The sequence below is a fragment of the Cupriavidus sp. D384 genome, assembly GCF_001652915.1.
Lineage (GTDB): Bacteria > Pseudomonadota > Gammaproteobacteria > Burkholderiales > Burkholderiaceae > Cupriavidus.
The window spans coordinates 37072-59738 of record NZ_BBQI01000006.1; the positions used below are offsets into that span (position 1 = coordinate 37072).

General features: G+C 65.6%; 9 protein-coding genes. 4 read left to right on the top strand and 5 right to left on the bottom strand.

The features are described from left to right. Positions 1-93: 93 nt before the first annotated feature. Genes A9J21_RS01950 through A9J21_RS01960 form a run of 4 tightly spaced genes read left to right on the top strand, consistent with a single transcriptional unit; the run spans position 94 to position 4590 of the window. Positions 94-531 (top strand): hypothetical protein, encoded by a 438-nt coding sequence (locus A9J21_RS01950; protein ID WP_156545611.1) that lies wholly within the window; start codon positions 94-96, stop codon positions 529-531. 13 nt (positions 532-544) lie between these two features. After that, positions 545-1219, top strand: coding sequence for an SOS response-associated peptidase (locus A9J21_RS01955; protein ID WP_066731339.1), 675 nt, complete (start codon positions 545-547; stop codon positions 1217-1219). Beyond that, entirely contained in the window at positions 1216-1599 is a 384-nt protein-coding gene (locus tag A9J21_RS31340) for a hypothetical protein (protein ID WP_156545613.1), read from the top strand. The genes A9J21_RS01955 and A9J21_RS31340 overlap by 4 nt, the downstream gene beginning before the upstream one ends. Positions 1600-1656: 57 nt before the next feature. Continuing rightward, positions 1657-4590, top strand: a complete 2934-nt coding sequence (locus tag A9J21_RS01960; protein WP_066731341.1) for a Tn3 family transposase — start codon at positions 1657-1659, stop codon at positions 4588-4590. Positions 4591-4782: 192 nt separating this feature from the next. Here the strand turns inward: A9J21_RS01960 and A9J21_RS01965 are convergent, their stop codons facing one another. From A9J21_RS01965 to A9J21_RS01985, 5 genes are read right to left on the bottom strand one after another with little or no spacing between them, the layout of a single operon-like run. Continuing rightward, positions 4783-6918 (bottom strand): site-2 protease family protein, encoded by a 2136-nt coding sequence (locus tag A9J21_RS01965; RefSeq protein WP_066731343.1) that lies wholly within the window; start codon positions 6916-6918, stop codon positions 4783-4785. Between the two features lie 7 nt (positions 6919-6925). Then, complete coding sequence (locus A9J21_RS01970; RefSeq protein WP_066731345.1) at positions 6926-8293, bottom strand: efflux RND transporter periplasmic adaptor subunit; 1368 nt, start codon at positions 8291-8293, stop codon at positions 6926-6928. 4 nt (positions 8294-8297) lie between these two features. After that, positions 8298-9086 carry an efflux RND transporter periplasmic adaptor subunit gene (locus A9J21_RS01975; protein WP_066731347.1) on the bottom strand — a complete coding sequence of 263 codons (789 nt, stop codon included), beginning with the start codon at positions 9084-9086 and terminating at the stop codon, positions 8298-8300. Next, positions 9083-10807, bottom strand: a complete 1725-nt coding sequence (locus tag A9J21_RS01980) for a TolC family protein (protein ID WP_082926183.1) — start codon at positions 10805-10807, stop codon at positions 9083-9085. The genes A9J21_RS01975 and A9J21_RS01980 overlap by 4 nt, the downstream gene beginning before the upstream one ends. Next, the gene (locus A9J21_RS01985) at positions 10804-22011 is read right to left on the bottom strand and encodes a VCBS domain-containing protein (RefSeq protein ID WP_082926184.1); all 11208 of its coding nucleotides are present in this window, start codon (positions 22009-22011) and stop codon (positions 10804-10806) included. Before A9J21_RS01985 ends, A9J21_RS01980 begins: the two co-directional genes overlap by 4 nt. Between the last annotated feature and the right edge of the window lie 656 nt (positions 22012-22667).

Below are 22667 nucleotides of genomic sequence, written 5' to 3' on the forward strand. Positions count from 1 at the left end.
GCAGGCCGGGATGTCACCGTGGGGTCAATCACGATACCGGTAGTGTGACGGCAAATGTACTTCGTTGTCATCCCAACACAGGAGGGATACAGCATGGCCGAGCGAGCATCCAAGGTTCGCGGCATTGCTTCTCACTTGCGGCGCACTGTATATTTATACAGTATGTTGTTTGAAGTCATGAAACTCTGTCTGGAAGGTCGCCGGCTACACCGCGGATGGTGGGGCGGGCAGCGCCTATGGCGCGGCCAAGTGGTCATAGAGGACCGCATGGATAAGGGAGCGCATCGCGTCATACCCCATGCCATCATGCTCTACAGCCAGCACCAGGACGTCGCGGAACTTGGAGTGCTTTACGACGCGAAGATTGTCAGAATGACCGCCGACGATTTGATCGTCACGGGTTTCGAGCGCGCCACCTTCGAACTGAAGGAATACCGGCAAGCTTGGCTGATGCGGCCGATCACGCGCGAAGAAATGGAAATGCCAATTCCAGCCGATGTGGTGCGCGGCCGGGGGAAACCTGACGTATGAATGGAGGGCAACGATGTGCGTGAACTATGCGCCGGTGCAACAGCAAATGCTACGCGACGTGTTTGGCGTCGAACCGCCCGCCGGAGAATGGCGATCGGAAGCGTGGCCGGACTACCCTGCCCCAATCATCCGAGCGACCGAGAGTGGCGATCGTGAAGCCGTACTCGGATCTTTCAGTATGGTGCCTAAGGGAAAGATCCCGCCTGGCGTGCGCTACTACCCGACAGCCAATGCTCGATCCGAAACGATTGGAAAGCTCAGCTCGTTTGCAAAGCACTGGAAGGCTGGCCAGCTATGCTTGATACCGGCCCTCGCATTCTACGAGCCCTGCTGGGAGACGGGCAAAGCCGTACGGTGGAAGATTGGCCTTCCTGACGACGAACCGTTTGCGATCGCCGGCTTGTGGCGTCCGTGGCCCGACGGCGCCATTTCCTTCACTATGCCGACGCTCAACGCAGACGCGCACCCTCTGATGCGGCGCTTCCATAAACCTGGGGATGAGAAGCGCGGTGTTGTCTTGCTGCCGCGTGACGAGTGGGACGATTGGCTAGCGTGCCGCGAACCGGAGGTCGCGCGAACATTTCTGAGGTTATACCCGTCGGATGCGATGGTTGCCGAACCCGCTCCCGCACCGCCGCGCGCAAAGAAAATTGAAGTGGTTTCTCTTAACGAAGGCGAGAGCAAATGAAGATAGCCGTTGCACTACTCATTGCCTTTTGCCTCAACACATCCGCTCTTGCAGAAGACTCCGGCCTCGTGTTTGCGGCCCCCCCAAGGGATTCGTCGAAATTGCTGCAAGAGTTTGATGTTGCTTACACCAAGCGAGAACCGCACGGAGCTATCCTGGAGATCCTAAATCCAAACACTGCGGGCTTCTGCAGCCTTGGGTACCCTGCGCCGCCCGACGCACCGATCACTTCCATTGGGCCACGTGGTGAACGGCTTGCAGTTGGGGAACCGGCTCGAATTGGGGTAATCGTACTTTTCGTGCTAAATCTGGCGCTTTCCCTGAAAGCCTTTACTGGCAAGGCTTGCCGGTCGACTCCGGCGATCGTCGGAAGACTCTGAGAGATCCCGCGGTACCATAGCTGCCCGCGCACCGCGCCGCCGCAAGGAGGTAGGGAAATGCCAGGCATGGAATTTCGCTATGTGGGAATCGACCGCTTGCCCGCCAAGATGTCGCAGTTCGACGTGGAGCGATACTTTGCGCTCACCGACCGCGACATGGCGGAGCTGAATGAGCGGTTTCGACGAGACCGGCGCGCCGGCGCGGCAATCCAGCTGGTCTTTCTTCGGGCGAGCGGCCATACGCTGGACCATGTCGGCACCTTGCCGCGCCAGTTGCTGCGTTACATCGGTGAGCGCCTTGGCCTGCCGACGCCAACCATCGCGTCGCTTCGGACCATGTATCACCGCTACAAGACGCTCTATGACCACCAAGTCTGGGCCTGCGACTATCTCGGGCTGACACGGATTGGGCCAGACCATTGGGCAGGGCTTGGGGCGTGGATGCGCCAGGATGCGAAGGAATCTCTGACACCCGAGGACCTGCTACAGCACGCGCGCTCCTGGCTATACGAGCGGCGGATCCTGATCCCGGCCGAGCGAGCCCTGCGCGATCTCGGCCGCTCGATCTGGGCGGAAATCGAGCGAGCTGCGGTAGCCATGATCGAGGCTGCCATCCCGGAATCTCAACTTGCGCGTGCGGACGCGGTTCTGTCGACCCGACACGGTACTTCGGGTGTGACCGTTCTTGAGTGGCTGAAGACCCCGCCGGCACGCCACAGCCCGACAACCATCGCTGAAACGCTCGAGAAAATTCGATTTCTGAAGGAACTCGGTGCGCATACCTGGCAACTAGATGCGGTGCCTATGGAAAAGCAGCGGGCCTGGGGCAAGCGCATCGAGGCGCGCCGCCCCGTTAAGATCAGAGAACTGAAGGCGTCGACGCGCACGCTGGAACTGGTTTTCTTCCTTCGAGTGACCTTGCTGGAATTGACGGACTCCCTGCTTTACCAGACAGGGCGACGGGTCTCCGATCTGGTTCGACAGGCCTACGAAAAGACCACGACCAAGCAGGCCCGCTCTGCCGCGGATTACCGCCAGCGCCTGCTAGCGATCAAGATGCTCGTCGGCGACGCCGAACGCTCGGCCGAGGAGCGGCTCGCGGAGATCGGCAAGCTGCTGGGGGATTTACCTAGCAAGCCCGCCATGAGCCATGCAGCCAGTGTGCGCGAGACACTGACTGAGGACAATCAGCGGATCCGAGCTCTACTCATATCGCTGCGGGACCTGGATTTTTCCGGCCGGGAAGCGGAACCCAGCCTCCGCCAATTGGCACTCATCAGCAAATTGCACGATAGCGGTGCGAGTGAGCTACCCCGTGGCAGTGAGGTGCCAGCCAGCGCCAGTTGGCATGACCTTATCGAGAATGACGATCGCAAACGTGCACTGCATGCGTTGGAGGCCTCGGCAATCACTGGCCTGCGCAAAGGCATGCGACGTGGCTCCGTGTGGATTCATCACAGTCTATCTTTCCGGGAACGGGATCAACTGCTGATTCCATCGACGCAATGGGAAAACGAACGAGACCGACATCTGTCGTCGCTGGCCTTGCCATCGACGGCCAATGCGTTTATCGACCGCCTGACGGAGCACCTCAAGGTGAATCTTGCGGCCTTGGATGAGGCGCGCGAGGCCGGCCGGGTCACGATCGGCTCAGGCGGTACGCTGCACCTGTCGGCATTGGAGGCGCTGCCCACGGATGGCCTGCCTCGCAAGACACGCGACATGCTCTTCAAGGCCATCGGTACAGCCCAATTTGCGGATCTGATCATGGAGATGGACGCCCGCACCGGCTTCAGCGCAGTCCTCCTGGCCCGAAGAGCGCGTGACGAGAACGAACTCGTGGCGTTGTACGGCGCGCTGATCGCACACGGCACCGAGATCGATGCCAAGGCTGTCGCAGCGATGATTCCCCAGCTGGACTCGGCGCACATTTCGACACAGATGCGCGCGCTGGAGATGCCAGGCCGACTGGCACGTGCCAATGATCGGGTAATTGAGTTCCAGCGGACTCACGCGATCACCGAACTATGGGGAGACGGGCAACGAGCCTCGAGCGATTCCATGAGCCTCGACACCTCACCCCACCTGTTCTATGCCCGCGCCGATCCCCGCAGACGCACCCACGCCGTCGGAATCTATACGCACGTGCTGGACCAGCACGGAATCGTGTACAACCAGCCGATCGTGCTCAACGAGCGACAAGCTGGCGTCGCGATCGAAGGCGTCGTGCGCCACAATGACACGCGCGACGACGGTGGCTTGCTTCGACTTTCCGTCGACACGCATGGATATACGAGCGTCGGCATGGCGGTTGCGAAGCTGCTTGGATTCGATCTGTGCCCGCGTCTGCGCAATCTGGCCGAGCGCAAGCTCTACTTGCCGCGGCGATTGGTCGTCCCTGACAAGCTCACTCCGGCCGTCGCCAATGAAATCTCTCTCAAGGCTATTCGTGATGGCTGGGATGGCCTGCTGCGGCTAGTGGCATCTATCAAGTCCGGACGCGTCAGCGCTGTGGTCGCCCTCCAGCGCTTCGGCAGTGCTGCCCAAGGCGATGCCGTATATCGTGCCGCTGATCAGCTCGGCAAGCTGCTGCGGACACTGTTCCTATGCGACTATTTTGGCAATCCAGAATTCCGGCGGGAGCTGCATACGCTGCTCAATCGCGGCGAGTCAGTCCATCAACTCCAGCGTGCGGTCTACACTGGCAAGGTTGCGCCGGAGCGGGGCCGTCGGCGTGACGAGATGATCGCGATCTCGGGCTCACTGACCCTGCTCACCAATCTGGTGATTGCATGGAACACGCAGCGCATGCAGGTGACAGTGGATACCTGGCGCCAGAAGGGGCAGAAGATTGATGATGAATGGTTACGGAGAATGGGGCCCGCGCATTTCGGACATATCAACTTCCGGGGCACGCTGCGGTTTCCGCTCCATTTGTATCAGGAGATGCTGCTGGACGCCGCGCCCTGGCAGCGCGCGACAGGTTCATGAGGAGCGCAATATGGCTCTTGATGCTTGATGCGGACAAAGCGTCCTCATGTTGCAGCCCGGCAACGTTTGCTTCTTTTACCTCATGCTCGGGAAAGTGGCAGAGGACATTTCAAGTGATTATCAAGACGCCGGGGCGATGGCTGCCATCCGCATCGACACGCACTATTCCGTAGATCGGAGCCACCTGCTTGGCTAAAACCCTGCCTCGCGAATGCCGACACTCAGCACGTTGCGCAGCCAGTCGTCCAGGCGGCTGCGTGACTCGCCGGCAAGGTAGACGCGCCCACGCAGTTCCGTCAGCGACGGCAATGGGTCGGACAGTTCGATCTGCACCAGGTAGAGCGCCGCCTCCGGCAACAGCACGCCTTGCTTTTCCACGGCCGCGATCGGTCCGCCGTGTGGCGTGGTGAGCTGGGGAGACGGGATGTGCGCACTGCGCGATGGGGAAATCGCCCGAATCACCCCGCAGTAGCGATCCGGATGCGTCTCGGCGTAGAAGCACGCGCGTGCGCCAAGGCGCAGGTACTGGATGTCGGCCTCGCCTACGTAGGCATCGACTTGCCAGTGCGACGGGTCGATCAGCCGGCCGAGCACCTGCTTCGGCCCCACCCACGTGCCCTCACGCACGTCGTCCGGCACATCGACCCAGGCCCCGTCGAAGGGTGCCACCAGCAGCAGGCGGTGTTCTTCCGCCTGGACGGCACGCACGCGCGCCAGGCTTTGTTGCAAGGCTTCCAGCGTGGCCGCCTGCTGCTCGATGCCTCGGCGCAAGTCCAGCAGCCCGGTGAGCCGCGCGTTATTGCCCGCCACGCTGGCGCGGGCGGCGACGCTCTCGCTGGCAAGTTCGGGTTGACGAAGCTGGATCAGCGGCGCCCCCGCCTTGACCGTGCCCGCCGGGGTGCGCGTGACCATCTCGGCCGGCACTGGTGAGTACGCGGTCCACTGGCGGGCGCTGTGGGCCAGGGCCGGCGCACGCACGCCCGTTGGCCAGGGCACGGCCAACACGACCAGCACCGCCAGCAAGGCGGCCAGCAACAGGCCGCGACGCGGCCTGGGCGTCTCGGCACGGCGTCGGATCCACACTTTCAGTTCCCTCCAGATCGGCATGGCGATGAAGAACACAATCTCGACGGCGAACAGGAACACACCGAGCGCCTTGAAGAACAGGTGATAGACCACCAGCGCAATGCCGAGAAACACCACCAGCCGGTAGCACCACGTCACCCAGGCAAAAGCAATCAGCTTGTGCCGCAACGGGGCTGGCAACGGTTCGGGCCATGGGTCGTTCCACCCCCACAGCAGGCGCCGCATTGCGGTGCGGGCCAGTGCGCCAGCGCGTTCGTGCAGGTTGGGCAGGTCGAGCAGGTCCGACAGGATGAAGTACCCGTCGAAGCGCATGAACGGGCTGGCGTTAAGCGCCAGCGACAGCACCCAGCTCGTCGTGGCCAGATAGAAGCACGCCTGGCGCATCGGGCCCGGCGTCAGCAAGGCCCAGGCCAACGTGGCGAGCCCCGCGATGATCAATTCGGTCACGATGCCAGCACTGGCGATAGCCAGGCGTTGGCGCGCCTGAGTCAGTCGCCATGATTCGCTGGTGTCGGTATAGAGCATGGGCCACATCACCAGGAACGCCACGCCCATGTGCCCCACCCTCACCCCAAAATGCGTGGCCACCAATGCGTGGCCGAGTTCGTGCAGCGTCTTGGCCACCACCAGCGCGCAGGCAAAGCCCACCGCGCCCTCCAGCGAGATCGATTCGAACAGCGTGTGGCGGAATGTGTCCCACTGCCGCAGCGTCAAGGCAATGCCGACCAGCGTCAGCGCAATCACCGCCCACGCTGTGGACGGCCGGAAAATCCATTGCAGATGCGCGTACACCCATCGCATGCGGTACGTCGGGCGCAGCAGCGGTATGCGGAAGAACAGATAGTGGTGCAGCCACCATCGCCACGTCAGCCACGCGCGCGGCGCGTGCGAGGCCGCCATGTCCTGGCTGCGGCCCGGTGCCGGACGCAACAACAGGTTGGCTTGCAGGAAGGCGGCAAAGGCGAGGATCTGGCCGCTCAGCGCGTGCAAAGGTGTGCTCTCGCGGATCTGCCGCGCGGCGACGGCCGGCACCAGGTGCCAACGCTGCAGGCACTCGAATTCGAGCCAGCCGATGCGGAAATGCCGGTTGCGCACCGGGTCTTCGATGATCCACGCCGGGCTACCGTCGGTATGCGCGGCACCGGGGAAGATGCGCAGGTCATCTCGCACCGGGGGCAGCGGCAGGTCTTCGGGGCTGGGCTGGCCGGGATTGTTCAAAGGATTGGGCAAGACGCTGGCCATGATCAGCTCACAGGCCCGTCAGCGCCCGCAGGCTGGCCAGCGGGCGGCGCAGGATTTCATAGCCAAGCACCGACCATCCACCCTTGATGCGCGCGGTGCCCTTCAGGCCGATACGGGCCACGCCGGGTTCGGCGTTTTCAGCGTTTTCGGCGGGGTCGATGCTGGCACGCAGGCGGTAACTCGGCACGCCCTCGGGTGTCGGCACCGCCTGGTAACTGGTTTCGATCAGCGTGCCCGTCAGCGGCTTTAACGGTCGCACCGTCAGGAACAGGCTTACCGGGGCGCCCACCGCCAGCGTCATGGCGTCGGCCACCGGAAGCTGGATCAGCATCGCGGGCTGGTCAGGATTGGCAAGTTGCATGATGCGCTCGCCAGTCACCACGGGCTTGCCGAGCCAGTCATTGATATCGGCGAACACGGCCACGCCATCGCGCGGGGCAAAGACGGTCTGGCGTTGAAGCTGCGAACGGATCGACTCCAGTTCCGCGCGGCGCTCCTCGGCCCTGCTCTGCAGCGTGGTGAGTTGCGCCTTGCTGTCGTCGTTGCGGAACGAACTCTGCCGCGCGGCCAGCAGCTCGGCGTCGGCCACCGCAACGGCCTGTGCGGCAACGTCGAGCCGGTGGGCAAGCGTGGTGTCGTCCAGCGAGAACAGCGGCTGGCCTGCCTTGACGGTCTGGTTCGGCTTGACGTGAATGACCTTGATGACGCCTTCGATGGGCGCGCTCACCATCTGCAGATCGAGCGACGTGATCTCGGCGGGCGCCAGCGCGCTCTGCCGCACGGGAATTAACGGCACCAGCAACGCCACGGCAATGGCGATGCGGCGCGTGCGCGTGCCCCACCAGCGCGACAGCTTTGGCTGGCGCCGGGCCAGCATCTCCCAGTGATAGCCCCACGCCTGCGACAGGCGCGTCATCACGATACTGTGCCCCGCCGACGGCACCGCATCGAGCAGGAAGATCGCCCAGCCCAGCACCTGGCCGCCACGCGTCTTCAGTGGCAGCGCCCAGATGCCGCCCGACCACCACTCCTCCCAGCCGCCACGCACGATCTCGCTGGCCTGGGCGGCGTCGGCCGGCGTCAGCCATTGGGGCTCGCCGCTGGTCAGCCGCTGGCGCAACCACGTGCGCGCATGGCCCAGCCACACCACATAGGGCGACTGCTCGTCCAGCGACACCATCCCCGAGATGTTCAGCAGGCGCAGGCCGCCCGCATGCGATTCGAACACCAGCGCCTGCCGGTAGCGCAGCAACGGATAGGCATCGTTGGCGATATGGAAGCTGAGCTGCTGCACCGTATCGGCCTGCCGCGACAGGCTTTCCAGCTCGGCGAGCTGCAGCAGCAGGACGACGTCACCCTGGGGCTGTGCCTGCATGGCGTCACCTCGCCTGCGTGACTGCCGTGGCCGGCGGGAACTGCGCCACGCCGCTCATGCCCGGCAACAGGTCGGTGGCCGGTGCCTGCAGGCGCCCTTCGATCTCGATGGACTGCGCCACCGCATCCACCCGCGAGTTCATGGCCGACACCCGCGCCCCATAGCTCTTGCCGGTCTCGGTGATGCTGACGGTGAACAACGTGCCGATCTTCACGGTGCGCAGCATGGTCGACGGGATGTTCAGCCGCAGCTTGATCGGGCCGTCGCTGACCAGGTCCACCAGCGGCGCCCCGGCGTTTACGCTCTCATGCGGCCGCACATAGACCTTGGCCACGCGGCCCGAAAATGGGGCTTCCACCGAGCAGTGGCTTACCTGTGTCTTGGCCAGCGTCACGGCGGACGCTGCACGGTCGGCGGCGGACTTGGCCAGGTTCAGTTCGGTATCCCCCACGGCGTCCAGCTTGCGCAGTGCGGACTTGGCCTGCAGCGTTTCAACGGCGCCCGCCAGTTCGGCCTCGGCCATGCCTTGCCGGGCGCGGGATTCGGCGCAATCCATCTGCACCAGTACCTTGCCCTTGCCGACCGTCTGCCCCAGCGCGGCCAGCAGCTTGACGATGGTGCCGCTCATGGTGGCGGCGACGGTACTCTCGGGGTCGGCGCTGAGCAGTACGCGGATGGCGCCGGGGTCGGTGCCCGGTGCGGCAGCCGCCGCCGGGATGGCCATCGCCGCCATCGTGGCCGTGGCCAGGCGCAGCGCCATCCGGGTGTGAAAAGATGCCAGAGACGCGATCATGGATTGGTCGATGTTGGCTGGGATGGCTGGACGGGTTGAACGGTAGTTGGAGTCATCGGCGGCCGAGGCGGTGTGGATGGCAATGGCAACGACATCTGGAGAACCTGCGCAACCGTCGCGGAAACGGTCGCACCTTGCGAGACTTGCGGCCCGCCCGTTGTCGGCGCTGGCTGCGGCCCCTGCGGCGATTGCGGTGATGGCGGCGTCTGCTGCGATTGCGGCGCCTGGAAGGTCTGCTGCTCCCAGCCCTGCAGTGTCCGTTCGATGCCGGCCGCCAGCGTGGCCACGTCGTGACTGCCGATCTGGTCGGGCATCACATCGAGCCCGATCGAGTTATAGAGGCGCCCCCACGCGGCCTGCGCCTCCGAGTACGCGGCATAGCGCTGGTACTGCGCCAGCAACCAGCGTGCGTCGGCGCGGATGAACTCCAGCTTCGAGTCCGCCGACACCCGCGCGCTGGCTTCGGCAAAGTCGCGCATGCGGCCGTCCACCTTCATACTGCGATCGGCGAAGTCGAGCTGTTCGCGCGCCAGGTGGTAGCGCTGCACGGCCACGCGCACCTGCGTCAGCACCGCCATCGACAACGACAGCCGGCGCATGTCCGACACCTTGTTCTGGGCATCCTGGGCAGCATCCAGCGCGGGCTTCTTCAGCAGGTTGAACAGGTTGTACGACACACGCACGCCCACCGCCGCCCACGTGTTGTTGAACAGCAGGTCGTTGGAGTCGTAGTGCCCGCCCAGGTCCAGCGTCAGGTTCGGCCACAGTTCGGCCTTGGCGATCTTGATGTCGTTCTCGCTGACGCGCTTGCGATACCACTCCTCCATGACCTCGGGGCGGTTCTCCAGCGCGGCCTGTTCCAGCGCACCGATGTCGAAGCGGTCAAACGGCATGGCCAGTTCGGGGCCGTCGGCCAGTTCGTACTTCTCGCCCGGCGGCATCGACATCAGCGCCGCCAGTTCGGCGCGGGCCAGTTCCAGGTCTTGCCGGCGCGTGGACAGCAGGCTCACCGCATCGAGCAGCGCGCGCTGGTATGCCAGGGCCTGGGCACGCGGCAGGTAGCCCTTTTCCTCGGCTTCCTGCGCGTTCTTCAGGCCGTCGTTGACCTTCACCAGCAAGCCGTCGACGTTGCCGATCAGCCGCTGCGCGCCCAGCGCGCGCCAATAGGCATTGCGCACGTCCTGCAGCACGTTCTGGACGACCTTGCGGCGCCGTTCCTCGGCCATCAGCACCTGGTCGGTCTTCTGCTGCGTGCGCTCGTAGGCCACCAGGAAGTCGAGCGTGCTCCATGTCAGGTTGAGATCGGCCAGCCGGTGGTAGCGCTGTTCCGACGTCGACGGACGCAAGCTGACCTGTCCGTCCTCGATGCCGACGGACGTGCCGCCGGAATCATTGTTGCGCCACGTGTAGCCGGCCCCCGCCACCAGCTTGGGCAGCATCTCGTGCTGCGTCACGTCCACCAGGCTGCGCGACAGCGAGCTTTCCATCAGCTTCAGCCGGTAGTCCAGGTTGTATTTAAGCGCCCGCGCCGCGGCCTCGTAGAACGTGATCGGGTGTGTCACGGGCTCCTGCTCGTTGTAGATGTCGCGCCGGTCGTCCGCCGCACGCTGCCGGACCTGGTCCGGTGTGTAAGGCTGCGGCGTGGTGACCGTGGTGCACGCTGTCCCCATCAGCGTGGAGGCGACGGCCAGCAGGATCGGCCGGTGAAAGCGTCGCTTCATGGTTGCTCCTGTCTGGAACCGTCTGCCGGCGTCACAGCGCGGGCGGCAAGCTGGCGGACCTGTTCGCTGAACGACGCCGCGGCACGCGGCCCGGTGGCGCTGGGCTTGGCGCGCTGGCCGGGCTTGCCGCGCTGCGGCTCGGATTTCTCGGCGGGCTTCTCCGGGCGCGCCTCAATGCCTTTCAGCGCAAACACCGACGGGTCGGGCAACCAGCCGTCGGCCGATAGCGAAACCACGCCGTGTCGTCCGGCCATGCGGGCGGCCTCCAGACTGGCAATCGCCTGGAGCTGCCGCAAGGTGGACTGCAGCATCAACGCGTTGTCCGGGTCCTGCCCCAGCCCGGCGGCGATGGATGTGGCGCGGATCTCCGGCGGCAGGAACAGGTCCGGACGCTCCCCGCGAATGTAGAAGTTGCCCATTTCTCCCGCGCGGGCCGCGTCGCGCACTTCCGGCGTCACGAAGACCACGGGGTCCACGCCCAGGTTCGTGCCCCCGCGTCTCCCCGGCTCATCCAGATCGGAGAAATAGTTGAAGGTCGGCGGCGGCACGTACGGGGCGTCGATATTGAGCGTGATGACCAGTTGCGCCTGGTCGGTCGCGCCTGCCAGGTCCTCAATGGTGTAAGTGAACGTGTCCTGCAGGATGGGGCCACGGCCCGCCGCCTGCAGCACGGCCGGATTGGTCAGGTCGATCTCGTACGTGTAGCTGCCGTCCGCATTGAGGGTCAGGAAGCCGTAGGCACCGGCGATGCGCGTGCCCGGCGGGACTGCTGTCCCACCCTGCGCCTCGGTGCCCGGACGCACGCCGATCACTTCGAGATGATCGCCACCATCCACATCGCTGTCGTTAGGCAGCACGTTGCCGGACGTGGACGTTTCGGCGCGCGTGTTGTCCACGGCACCGGCGTCGTCGCGCGCCACCGGCGCATCGTTCTGGCCGGCGATGGTGATCGTCAGCGTGGCCACGGCCGACAGGCCGCCGGCATCGGTCACCGTGTATGTGAAGACCTCGGTCAGCGTCTCGCCCGCCGTGCGCAACGCCTGTACGGTGGGGTTGTCGTTGTCCACCACGTAGCGGTAGCTGCCATCAGTCTGCACCGTCAGCGTGCCGTAGCGGCCCACCGTGGCACCGGCCACCACGCCGTCGCCGGTCGGGCCGGTGATCACGGTCACGGTCTTGGTGTCGTTGTCATCGACGTCGGTATCGTTGGCAAGCACATTGCCAACCGCGTCGGCCCCCGGGACGGCATTCAGATGCCCGCCGGCCTCGATGGCCGCGCCCTGGTCGTTGACCGCTACCGGCGTGTCGTCCTTGCCGAAGATCAGCACGCGCAGATTGGCCTGGTCCTGCCCACCGAAGTTGTCGCTGATGGTGTAGGTGAAGTTGTCGAGCAGGATGTCCGAGGGGTTGCGCAGTGCCTGTACCGCCGGCAGGTCGTTGTCGACGATGTAAGTGAAGCTGCCGTCGGCGCGCAGCACCAGCGTGCCGTACTGGCCGCGCAACGGCACGCCGATCAAGCCGGCCGTGCCACTGCCGGTCTCCGAGCCGGTGCGGATACCCACCACGGTCAGTGGCCCGTTCTCCGGATCGGTGGCGTTGACCAGCGCGTTGCCCACCGGATCGCGGCCCGGCGTGGTGTTGTTCACGCCGCCAGCTTCGACGGCCAGCGTCAGCACATCGGGCGCATGCGGCAGGTCGTTGACTCCGTGGATGGTCACGGTCAGTTGTGCCAGGTCGACCAGGCCGCCGCCGTCTACCACCTGATAGGTGAAGCGCTCGGTCAGGCTCTGCCCGGGCGACAGTGCCCGGACGACGAGATTGGTTTCGTCAGCGTGGTAGCGGAAGCTGCCGTCCGGACCGATTTCGAGGAAGCCGTACAGGCCATTCACGCGCACGGTGCCGGTGCCTACGTCGGTCAGCGTCCCGCCAGCCGCTTCGGCGCCGGCACGGATGCCGCTCACCGCGCGGGTGTCGGCGGCATCGACATCGGTATCGTTGGGCAGTACGTTGCCGGTGGCATCGATGGCCGGCGTAACAGACGAAGCCGGCGTGGCGTCGGTGGTGTCGTCTACGCCAACCGGCGCGTCGTAGCGGCCGAGGATCGTGATAGTCAGCGTGGCCTGGCTCGTCAAGCCACCGGTGTCGCGCATCGTGTAGGTGAAGGTCTCCGTCAGTGACTCGCCCGCCTTTAGCGCCTGCACCGCCGCAAGGCTGTCGTTGACGCTGTAGACGTAGCTGCCGTCGGCGTTGAGAACCAGCCCGCCATAGAGTCCAGTGAGCGACGTGCCGATGACGCCGGTCGCGCCGCCCGACGTCTGGATGGCGGTGGCCGTCTTGGAGTCGCCACTATCGATGTCGGTGTCGTTGTTGAGCACGTTGCCGATAGCGGCCTGCCCCGGCGTGCCATTGAAGGTGCCGCCGCGTTCGATGGCGGTGCTGCCGTCCGCCACCGCTATCGGGGTGTCGTTGGCGCCGTGGATGACGACGACAAGGTTGTTCGAGTCGCTCAGGCCGCCGTTGTCGGTGACGAAGAACGTGAAATATTCGGTCAGCGTGTCACCAGCCGTGCGCAGCCGCTGCACGGTCGGGTCGTCGTTGTCGACAAAGTACTGGTAGCTGCCGTCGGTATTCACCAGCAGCGAACCGTAGTGGCCGCGCAGCAATTGGCCGATGGTGCCGAAGGTCACCGACCCAGTCGCGCTTCGGTCCCCGGTGCGGAACGCCGTGACGGTGCGGGTGAAGTCGTCCACGTCGGTACTGGCCACCAGCAGGTTGCCTGCCGGATTGCTGCCCGGCGTGCCGTTGGCGAGGCCGCCAGCTTCGAACGCGTCGGCGCGCTGCGGGGCCGCCACGGGCGGGTCATTGGCGCCGTTGATCGTGACCACCAGTTCGGCCAGGTCGGTGGCGCCGGCCGCGTCGCGCACCTTGTAGGTAAACGTCTCCGAAAGCGACTGGCCGATATTGAGCCCGTCGACCAAGGGATTGGCGTTGTCCACCACGTAGCGGAAAGTGCCGTCGGTATTGAGCACCAGCGTGCCGTACTGGCCCACCACCTGGATCGATGATGACATGCTGTCGGCAACGGCCCCGGCCGATTCGACGCCCGCGCGGGCGCCGGCGACGACCTTGGTCTCGCCATTGGCATCGACATCGCTGTCGTTGGCCAGCACGTCGCCGACCGGATCGAGGCCCGCATTGCCCGCGCCGCCGGCTTCCAGCGCGAAGGTGGCGTCGTTGACGGCCACCGGGTTGTCGTTGGTACCGGTAATGCGGATGTGGATCAGCGCCGAGCTGGTCAGCGCGCCGTCGCTGTCGGTGTACGTGAAAACCTCGGTCAGCGTGTCGGTGGGCCGCCGCAGCGCCTGCACCACGGCCAGCGAGTCGTTCACGTTGTAGGTGAACTCCCCGTGATCGTTGATGGTCAGGCTGCCGTACAGGCCCGCGATGGTCACCGATCCGCCGACCGGCACGGCAAGCGAAGTGCCGCCGAACGCGATGTTGACGACAGTGATCGTATCGCCGTCGGGATCGATGTCGTTGGCCGTGGCGTCGCCGGTGGCGGGCGCGCCGCCGCTGCCGTTGGCCACGCCGCCTGCTTCGCTCGCCGTGGCGGACACGTCATTGGCCACGGGGTTGTCGTTGACGCCGTGCACGGTCACGATCAGGCGCGCCGTCGACGTGCCGCCGCCCGGGTCGAGCAGCGTGTAGACAAACGCATCCCGCAGCGTGTCGTTGGGGCCAAGCACCACCACCGCCGCATTGGTGCTGTCGACGAGGTATTGGTAGCTGCCATCGGGATTGATGACGAGTTGCCCGTAGGCGCCGTTGATCGTGACGCCTCCGGCCGTGACGGCGGTGTCCGTCGCGCCGGTGGCATCCGGGCGGATCTGGCTGACCACGTCCGAGGCGACGGGATTGTCGACGTCGCTGTCGATCTCGCCGCTCGCGCCCGGCACGCGCTCGTCGAGGATCACGTTGCCGGTCGGGTTCACGGGTGTGCCGATCACCGTGCCGGTGCCCACGTCCACCTGGGCGGCCGATGCGCTGGCGGCATTGTCCACCGCCACCGGGTTGTCGTTGGCGCCGTGGATGGTGATGGTCAGCACGGCCACCGAGCGCAGGCCGCCCACGTCGGTCACCTCGTACGAGAAGGTATCGGTCAGCGTACCGCCGACGTTCAACGCCTGCACCTGCGCATTGTTGTTCTCGATCACATAGTGGAAGCTGCCGTCGGCGCCGATGCGCAGCGTGCCGAACTGCCCCAACGTGGACGCGCCGCCGCTATCGGCCGTGCCGCCTGCTGGCACGGCGACGATCGGCCCGAGCGAGCCAAGCACGCCCGACGCAAAGCGCGTCACGGACTTGCTGTCGCCGGCGTCGACATCGGTGTCATTGCCGAGCACATTGCCCAGCCCGTCGCTGCCCGGGGTGCCATTGGCAGCGCCACCGGCCTCGGTGGCGTCGCCGGTGTCGTTCACGGCCGTCGGCGTGTCGTTGGCGCCTTGGATCGTGATGGTCAGCGTGGCTGTGCTGGTGACGCCGGCGAGGTCCGTGATGGTATAGGTGAAGACTTCGGTCAGCTTGTCGGTGGACAGCCGCAGCGCCTGCACGGCGGCGTTGTTGTTGTCGACCACGTACCGGTAGCCGCCGGTATCGGTCATCTCCAGCACGCCGAAATTGCCCGCGATCAGGCTTGGCGTGACGCCGGGCGCCACCGTGACGGTGGTGGCGCCAAAGCTCACGTTGACAATCGTCAGCACGTCCTGGTTGGTGGCGATGTCGACGTCGATGTCGTTCGCAATGACATTGCCGGTCGGGTTGACGCCAGCCGTGCCGTTGTTGGTGCCCCCCGCTTCCACGGCCGTATCGACATCGGCCACGGCAATCGGCGCATCGTTGACCGCGATGACGGTGATCGCCAGCGAATCGGTGTCGCTCAGGTTGTCGTCGGTCGGCTCGAACGGAATGCCGTCGCCGTCCACGTCGCCGCGCTGGCCCCGGTCATCGGTGCGGATCACCAGCGTCTCGTTGCCATTGAAGTTGGCCGATGGCGTGTATACGAGCGTAGCCAGCGCCGCGTTGATGTCGGCCTGGCTGCCCTGCAGCGTGAACGAACCGGTGCCGAGTGCGCCGGCCACGATCGCCGCCGCGCCCGGGCTCAGCGTCAGCACGCCGTGCGACACGGACAGCGTGACGTTGATCAGGCCGGTGCCGGCGTCGGGATCGCTGATGGTCAGGCCGACGATGGCCAGCGGGGTGTCCTCGTTGACGGACGGCGATGCGGGCAGGCTGTTGACGGGCGGGTCGTTGCGTTCCACGTAGCCCACATTGCCCGCCACGGCCACGCCGCCGTCGCCATCGGTGAACTGGATGCGCGCCAGTTGCGTGGCGCCATCGCTGTCGATGCGGGCATTGACCGTGCCAGTGGGGTTCGCCAGCGCGATGGTTGGCGGTGCATCGACGCGGAATACGCCACGGCCCAGCACACCGAAGCTGTAGAAGCCGTTGGCGTCGGTGGTGGTGGTGTAGACCTGGTTGTCGGCGGTGGTGGTCAGGTCGTTGTCGGCGCCCGCCCAGGTCAGCGTGACGGTCTGCCCGGCGATGCCGGGGCCGTCGGGCGTGCTGCTGGTCGTGGCCGAATCGGTATCGTTCCAGAGCGTGCCGCTCAGGTAGCTCACCCCAGCGCCGTCGGCGTCCTGGTAGTCGTTGGGTCCGGACAGGCTGCCGGTCCGTTCGCCGGTCACGCTGCCCGCCGTGCCGACCGCGGTGCCCGCGAAATTGGTAAAGGTGTCGGGAAGGCTGGTGTACGTGACCGTCGCGCTGGTGTCGGCCAGCAGCACGTTGTTGGGCAGGCTGGCGGTATAGATCAGGCCCACCGAATGGCCGGCCTGCAGCGCGGCGATGTTCAGCGTGAGCTGGTTGCCGGTCGCCGTCAGCGTGAACCCGGCCGGCAGCGCATTGGGCGCGAACGCCACACCGTCGATGGTCACGCTCTGCACCGCAAGCCCCTGCCCGCCCGCCGGCAGCACGTCGCTCAGTACCACGTCGTAGGCTGTGGACGTGCCGGTGTTGCTGAATCCCAGGCTGTAGGTGGCGGTGCCGAACGGCGTGCCCACGCCGGGGTTGAAGGCGATGACCGACTTGTCGAGGTTGGTGATCTGCGGCTCCACCACGCGCTCGATCACGTCGGCGGTGGTGGTGCGCACGGTGCTGCCGCTGAGGAAGACCGCGTGCACGGGTAGCTGGGTGCCGGCCTGCACGCCCGCGCTGTTGTCCACCCGCGCATTGAATTCAAAGTAGAAGCCCTCGAAATCGGCGTCCTGGTTGCTGTTGACCAGCGAACCGAGGCGCACGGTGACGACGCGTGGATTGCTGGTGTCGATCCGCGACGGATCGATCACGCCCTGCGCGCGCAGCGGGCCACTCAGGTCGCCCTGCAGCAAAGTCTCGCCCGCGTTGTTGACGCCACCGTTCAGGTATAGCGTGCCGCCGATGATGAAGCTGCCATCCAGCGTCTGCAGCCCTGGGGCGCCGCCAGCGGTCGGATCGGAAATGAAGCTCAACAGCGCCGAGCCATCGTTGACGAACGTCATGCCTTCCGGCAGCACGATCTGGACGGCCGTGTCCGCTGTGGCGCCTTCCGGCACCAGGATGGCCACGCGGTAGTGGACGATCTCGCCCACGGCCACGTCTTCCGGGTCGGAGGTGGTGGGCGTGCCAAGCGGCGTGTCCAGCATACCGCCCACGTGGCTGATCGCGCCGCCCGCCGCCACGCGAGTCTCGTTGATGTTCTGTACCTGATAGTCGTTCAGCACGCCAGTGTTGAGCAGGCCATCGGTGCCGGTGCGCTCTCCGGCCACGGCCCCGCTCAGGCTGGTCCAGCTCACGTTGACCGGGTTGTCGATCGAGCCCGACGTGCCCACCAGCGCGTTGACCGTGCCACGGACCTGGATCACGACGCTTGCGCCGCGCGGAATGTCGAGCTTGCTGCCCGCCGCCGTCTGGAGCACGCCGTTGACGATCACGAAGTCTCCCGGACCCGAGATGGTCGCGCCACCGGACAGCGTCACGCCGATGATCGTCACGCCGTCCAGTTCCTCGGGCAGAACGTCGCGCAACTGCACGTCATAGGCATTGAAATCGCCCGAACCGGTGCCGTTGCTGATGGTGATGGTGTACGTCATCACGTCGCCACGATCCACGCCGGCGATGGAACCCGAGGTCGCCACGGTCTGGCCAAGCACCAGGGTCGGCTCCACCACGCTCACCGTCGGACGCGCGCCGGTCAGGTTGACGGTACGGTCCACGCCGGTCGTGCCGTTGGGCGTGTCGCCGTCCGGATCGGTGTAGGCCACGCTGGCGCTGTTGGCCAGCTGCGTGCCGGCCTGGTTGCCGATGACGTTGCTGGCTACCAGCCGCACGCGGATCACGAAACTGTTATTGGTCACCACGTTGTCGCCCAGCGCGCTGCTGGCGCTGAAGACGATGCGGGCATCGGACCCATCGGCAACCGGGTTGCCGTCGGTCGTGCCCACGCTTGCCACGGTCACCGTGCCGTTGAAATCCCCCGTCAGCGCACCGCTGCCGGCCTGCGTGGTGATGAGCTGGTAGCCGCCGTTGCCAAAACTGGTGTCGAGCATCATGCCGGCTGGCACGATATCGGTCAGCGACAGGCTCTGCGTGCTACCTTCGGGCAGCGTCACGACGATGTCGTAGACCATGGTCTCGCCGACGACGAGGTTGGCCCCGGGGGTCTGGCTGGCGCTGGACGCGCCGTCGGCCGGCACGCTGGTGCCGTCCTGGAAGAACTTGGTCACCACGGGCACGGCCACCAGCTCGGCGGCGGTGTCGACCAGGTCGGTCGGCGTGAAGTCCGTGCCGCCGTTCACGCTGGCGTAGTGCGTGAGCACCCCGGAGCTCTGCAAGTTCTGCCCGGCCAGTACGCCCTGCTGCGCCACCGTGTCGTAGGTGATGACCACGACATTGGCGCCGCTGGTGTCGTTAGCGCTGCCGGGACGCCCCGCCATCAGCGATGCCTGGTTGTTGGCATCGAGGAAGGTGATGCTGTTGCCCGAGACCGTGTAGTCCACGCCCGCCACCAGCAGCGTGCCGTCGCCCCGGCTGATGCGCAGGTTGGCCGCCCCGAGACTGCCGTTCAGGAAGGCCAGTCCGGACGGCAGCGCAATGGTGGTGCTGACGTCGAACGCGCCGCCGCCGCCCGTGTTCTCGATCGCCGTGGCCAGTCGGATGATGTCGCCGGCATCCATGTTCGTGACCATGCCGTCCACGGCGGCGAGATCGGTCACCGCCCCCGTGAAGGCCGCGCCGCCGGTGCCCGCCGCCGACCACGTGCCCGTGGTACCGCTGACGGTGCCGCCCGTGCTGGCTACCACACCGTGCTTGATGTTCAGGGTCGGCTCGGCCACGGACTGCACCAGGGCCGGGTCTGTGCTGATCAGCGGCTGCTGCCCGATGGTGGTGGTCTGCTGCGACTGGCCCAGTACGGTGATCGAGCGCTGGTCGGCAAAAGGCTGGTCGCCCACGCGCATCGTGAACAGCAGCTCGATGCGGTTGTTGCCGACGATGTTGCCGCGCAGCACGAAGCTGCCGAAATCGAAGATCACGGAATTGCCGGGGCCCGGCGTCACGCTGATCACCGAACCCGGATGCGTGTCGCCCGGCCCGGCGCTCCACTGGTTGACGCCGATGCCGTTGCTCCAGCTCACGTTGGCATCGAACAGCGGCAAGGGCAGATAGGCCGTCAGCTTGAAGTTCTCGTAGTCGCCGGTGGTCAGGTCATAGCTCATGCGGAACGTGACCACATCGCCCGGGTGCAGTTCGAAGTCGCCCTGGGGCGGCACGCCGTTGACCAGGAACACGTCGGTGCTGATGCTGCTGGTGGGCACGGTGACGGTGGTCTGCGAGCCGTCGGACTGGTCGCCGCCGGAGTTGAAGGCGTCCAGCGCCACGACGCCGTCGATCTGGGCGGTATTGCCCAGGCTGTCGCCCTCGTTGATCTCGCTCTGCGGATACGTGGCCTGGTACGCCTCGTCCACCGTGGCCTGGTAGCGGATCGTGGCAACGGTGGCGCCCTCGCGCGTGCTGTTGCCCGACAGGTCGCCGGCCAGGATGCCGATCGGCAGGCCCGCGTTGCGGATGGACCGCGCCAGGTCGAACGTGATGACCGTGCCGTTCGGCCCCTTGGCGCCAAGGGTAAAGACCAGCGGCACCGTGTACGTCTGGCCGTTCTGCTGGAACGTCATGACCGGCGTGCCGGAAAACGTCATGCCGTCGCCGAGCGTGTCGGTGATGGTGAGCTGGCCCGTGCGCAGCAGGGTCTGGCCGAACGCGAAATAGTCGGAGACGGCAATGTCGTACTGGAAGGCCAGCGTGTCGCCCGGCGACAGCCCGGCCGTGCCGGTATCGCTGCCAATGCTCACGCTCTTGTGCAGCGTGATCGACTTGGCGGTAAAGCTCAGCGGGTCGCCATTGGCCGCCACTTCGACGAACGGCGGCGCGGGTGCCAGGGGGATATCGCGCGGGTCCAGCGGGGTCCAGTCGGCGGTGGCCTGCGGCGCGGCCACGGTGATGCCGCGATCGTCGCCGCTGACCGGGTCGAGCACGTTGCTGCCGTCGCTGTCCGTCTGGGGCACGATAAAACGCACCACGGTATTGGTGGGCCCGGTGATCGCGGCGTAGACCACGGTGTACGACTTCACGTAAGCGCCGCCAGCCAGCACCGTGGCAATATCGCCGGCGTTCGTGTAGACCGTGCCGTCGGCCAGCGTCAGCGACGTGATATTGCCGCCCGCGGCCGGCGTGATGCTGTCGACCAGGATCGTGCCGGGCAGGTTCTGCGAGATCGATACGTTGTTCAGGGTCTGGCCCGGGGCCGGCGTGGCCGTGACGGTCAGCGAATGCTCGAAGTTCTCGCCGGTGGCGGTCTCGCCTTCCACCATGTCGGTGGTCTGCGTCAGTTCCAGCGGGGTCGACTGCAGCGTGAAGGTGTCGAACGCGGTCTCCACCAGAGACGGATCCTGCGCGGGATTGTCCAGGGCATCGTTGCCGAACTGGAAGCCGCCGCGCACGCTGATGACGTGCGGCTTGTTGGCATCGGCCAGGTCGCTCATATGGACGTTGATGGTCACCGTTGCCGACGGCTGGCCATTGCTGAAGCTGGCATAGGGCAGCTCCAGCACCACGAGTTGGTCGCCCGCGCGGTAGCCGTAGTCGGAGGCGCGGATGACGAGCGGATTGCCGCTGGCGTCCTTGGCGATCGGGTGCAGCGCGGTGCCATCGGCGCCAAAGGTCACCACGTGGGCCACCAGCGGCGTGCCGAGATAGGTCGCCGAGACAAAGCTCACGCCATCGTCGCCGTCATAGCCGGTGGTGGGCATCAGGACGTCGAGATACGGCGCGTACCCGGGTTGCGACGACGGATTGGTGAACGTGACGTTGACCGAGGCATCGCCACCGATCAGGATGGTTTCGCCGGTGCTGCCCAGCGTGGTGGTCGGGGCGGCATTGGCCAGCAGGCCGCTGTAGTGGTCAAGCTCCGTGGCGTTGACGTCGAGACGGCTTTCGATCGGGCCAGTGCTCGATTCCAGTATCCAGTCACCGCCCGAACTGGCGGCGCCCGTATCGTTGGTGGAGGCGGCCACGTCCGCGCCGGTGACACTGGCCAGCCGCTGGATCAGCGCCTCGCCTTCCGCGCCGGCGCCGGTACGGCAGCCATACAACAGGATGTCGGCGTCCTGGGTAAGGTGACTGGCCCAGCCCGCCGCACGGCCGGTATCGCCGGAACTGGCGGTCAGCTCGCTGGTGCCGAGGGTGATTTCACCGGGCGTGCCGTGCCCGAGAATCTGGATCGAACTGACCTGGCCGATGCGTTCCAGCGCCGCCAGCACCGCAGCCACGCCATCCTGTCCCGCCTCCACCACCAGCACTTCGGTACCGGGCGACGCACTTTGCGCGAGTTCGCTGGCCCCGTTGACGCGGGCATCGATTACCAGCAGTTGCTTACCGGCGGGATGAGCGTCATGGGCATCGGGTGCCTGGGTGGGCGGCGGCGCGCCATCGGGCTGCGGTTGCTGGGCCTGCTGCTGGTGTTCGACGGCGACGCCGGCCGCGGCGTCGTACAGCAGTCGCGGCTCAAGGGCCAGAGCCCGGCTGGCCGGCAGGAATCTCGGTGGGACCTGGGACATGGAGGTATCGTCCTTTGGTGATAATTAATCGTCACCTGAACCCGCCACACCTGTGTGCGGCAACTAATCCACTACTTGCCCATTGGCGGTGGCGTTCACCTGTTTAACTGGTCCATTGCCGGCGGCAGCCGACAATGGACAGGTTCGAACCATGCTGTGTTCGTCAAGCGAGGCCCGATCGGACCCCACTTCGCTTCTGTCGTAAGAGTAAATGTTCTAGCGTCACAACATTCAAGCGTTGACGAGCCGGCGTCGAAAAAGTGACAACCTCACCCGACTCAGTTGACGTTCCGCCGCCAAGACTGTATCGCGGCCAAGAATGTCGTTGTAGTGAAGCTTTGCAAGCGGCGATATGCATAAATTCGTCGCTGCGCTTCTGACAACTTCATTACGCATTTGGTGGGGGATGCAGCGGCCAGCTTTAATGTCTCGTTCATGGTTACATTTCCCCAAGAGACGAAAGCACTTTGGGTGGATCGGCTCTGATAGAGACTGGCGAGGACCTCGAGTCGAGCACGTGGGTGTTGCTTAAAGGAGGTCTATCGACCGATCCAGGGTCAAGCGGCTGAGCTTGCCGAACCACGGCCGCAGGCGGTTCGCCGTAAGGCAAAGCCCGGCAAGAAGCCTTCAGACGCTATGAGATGACTCAATCCGGC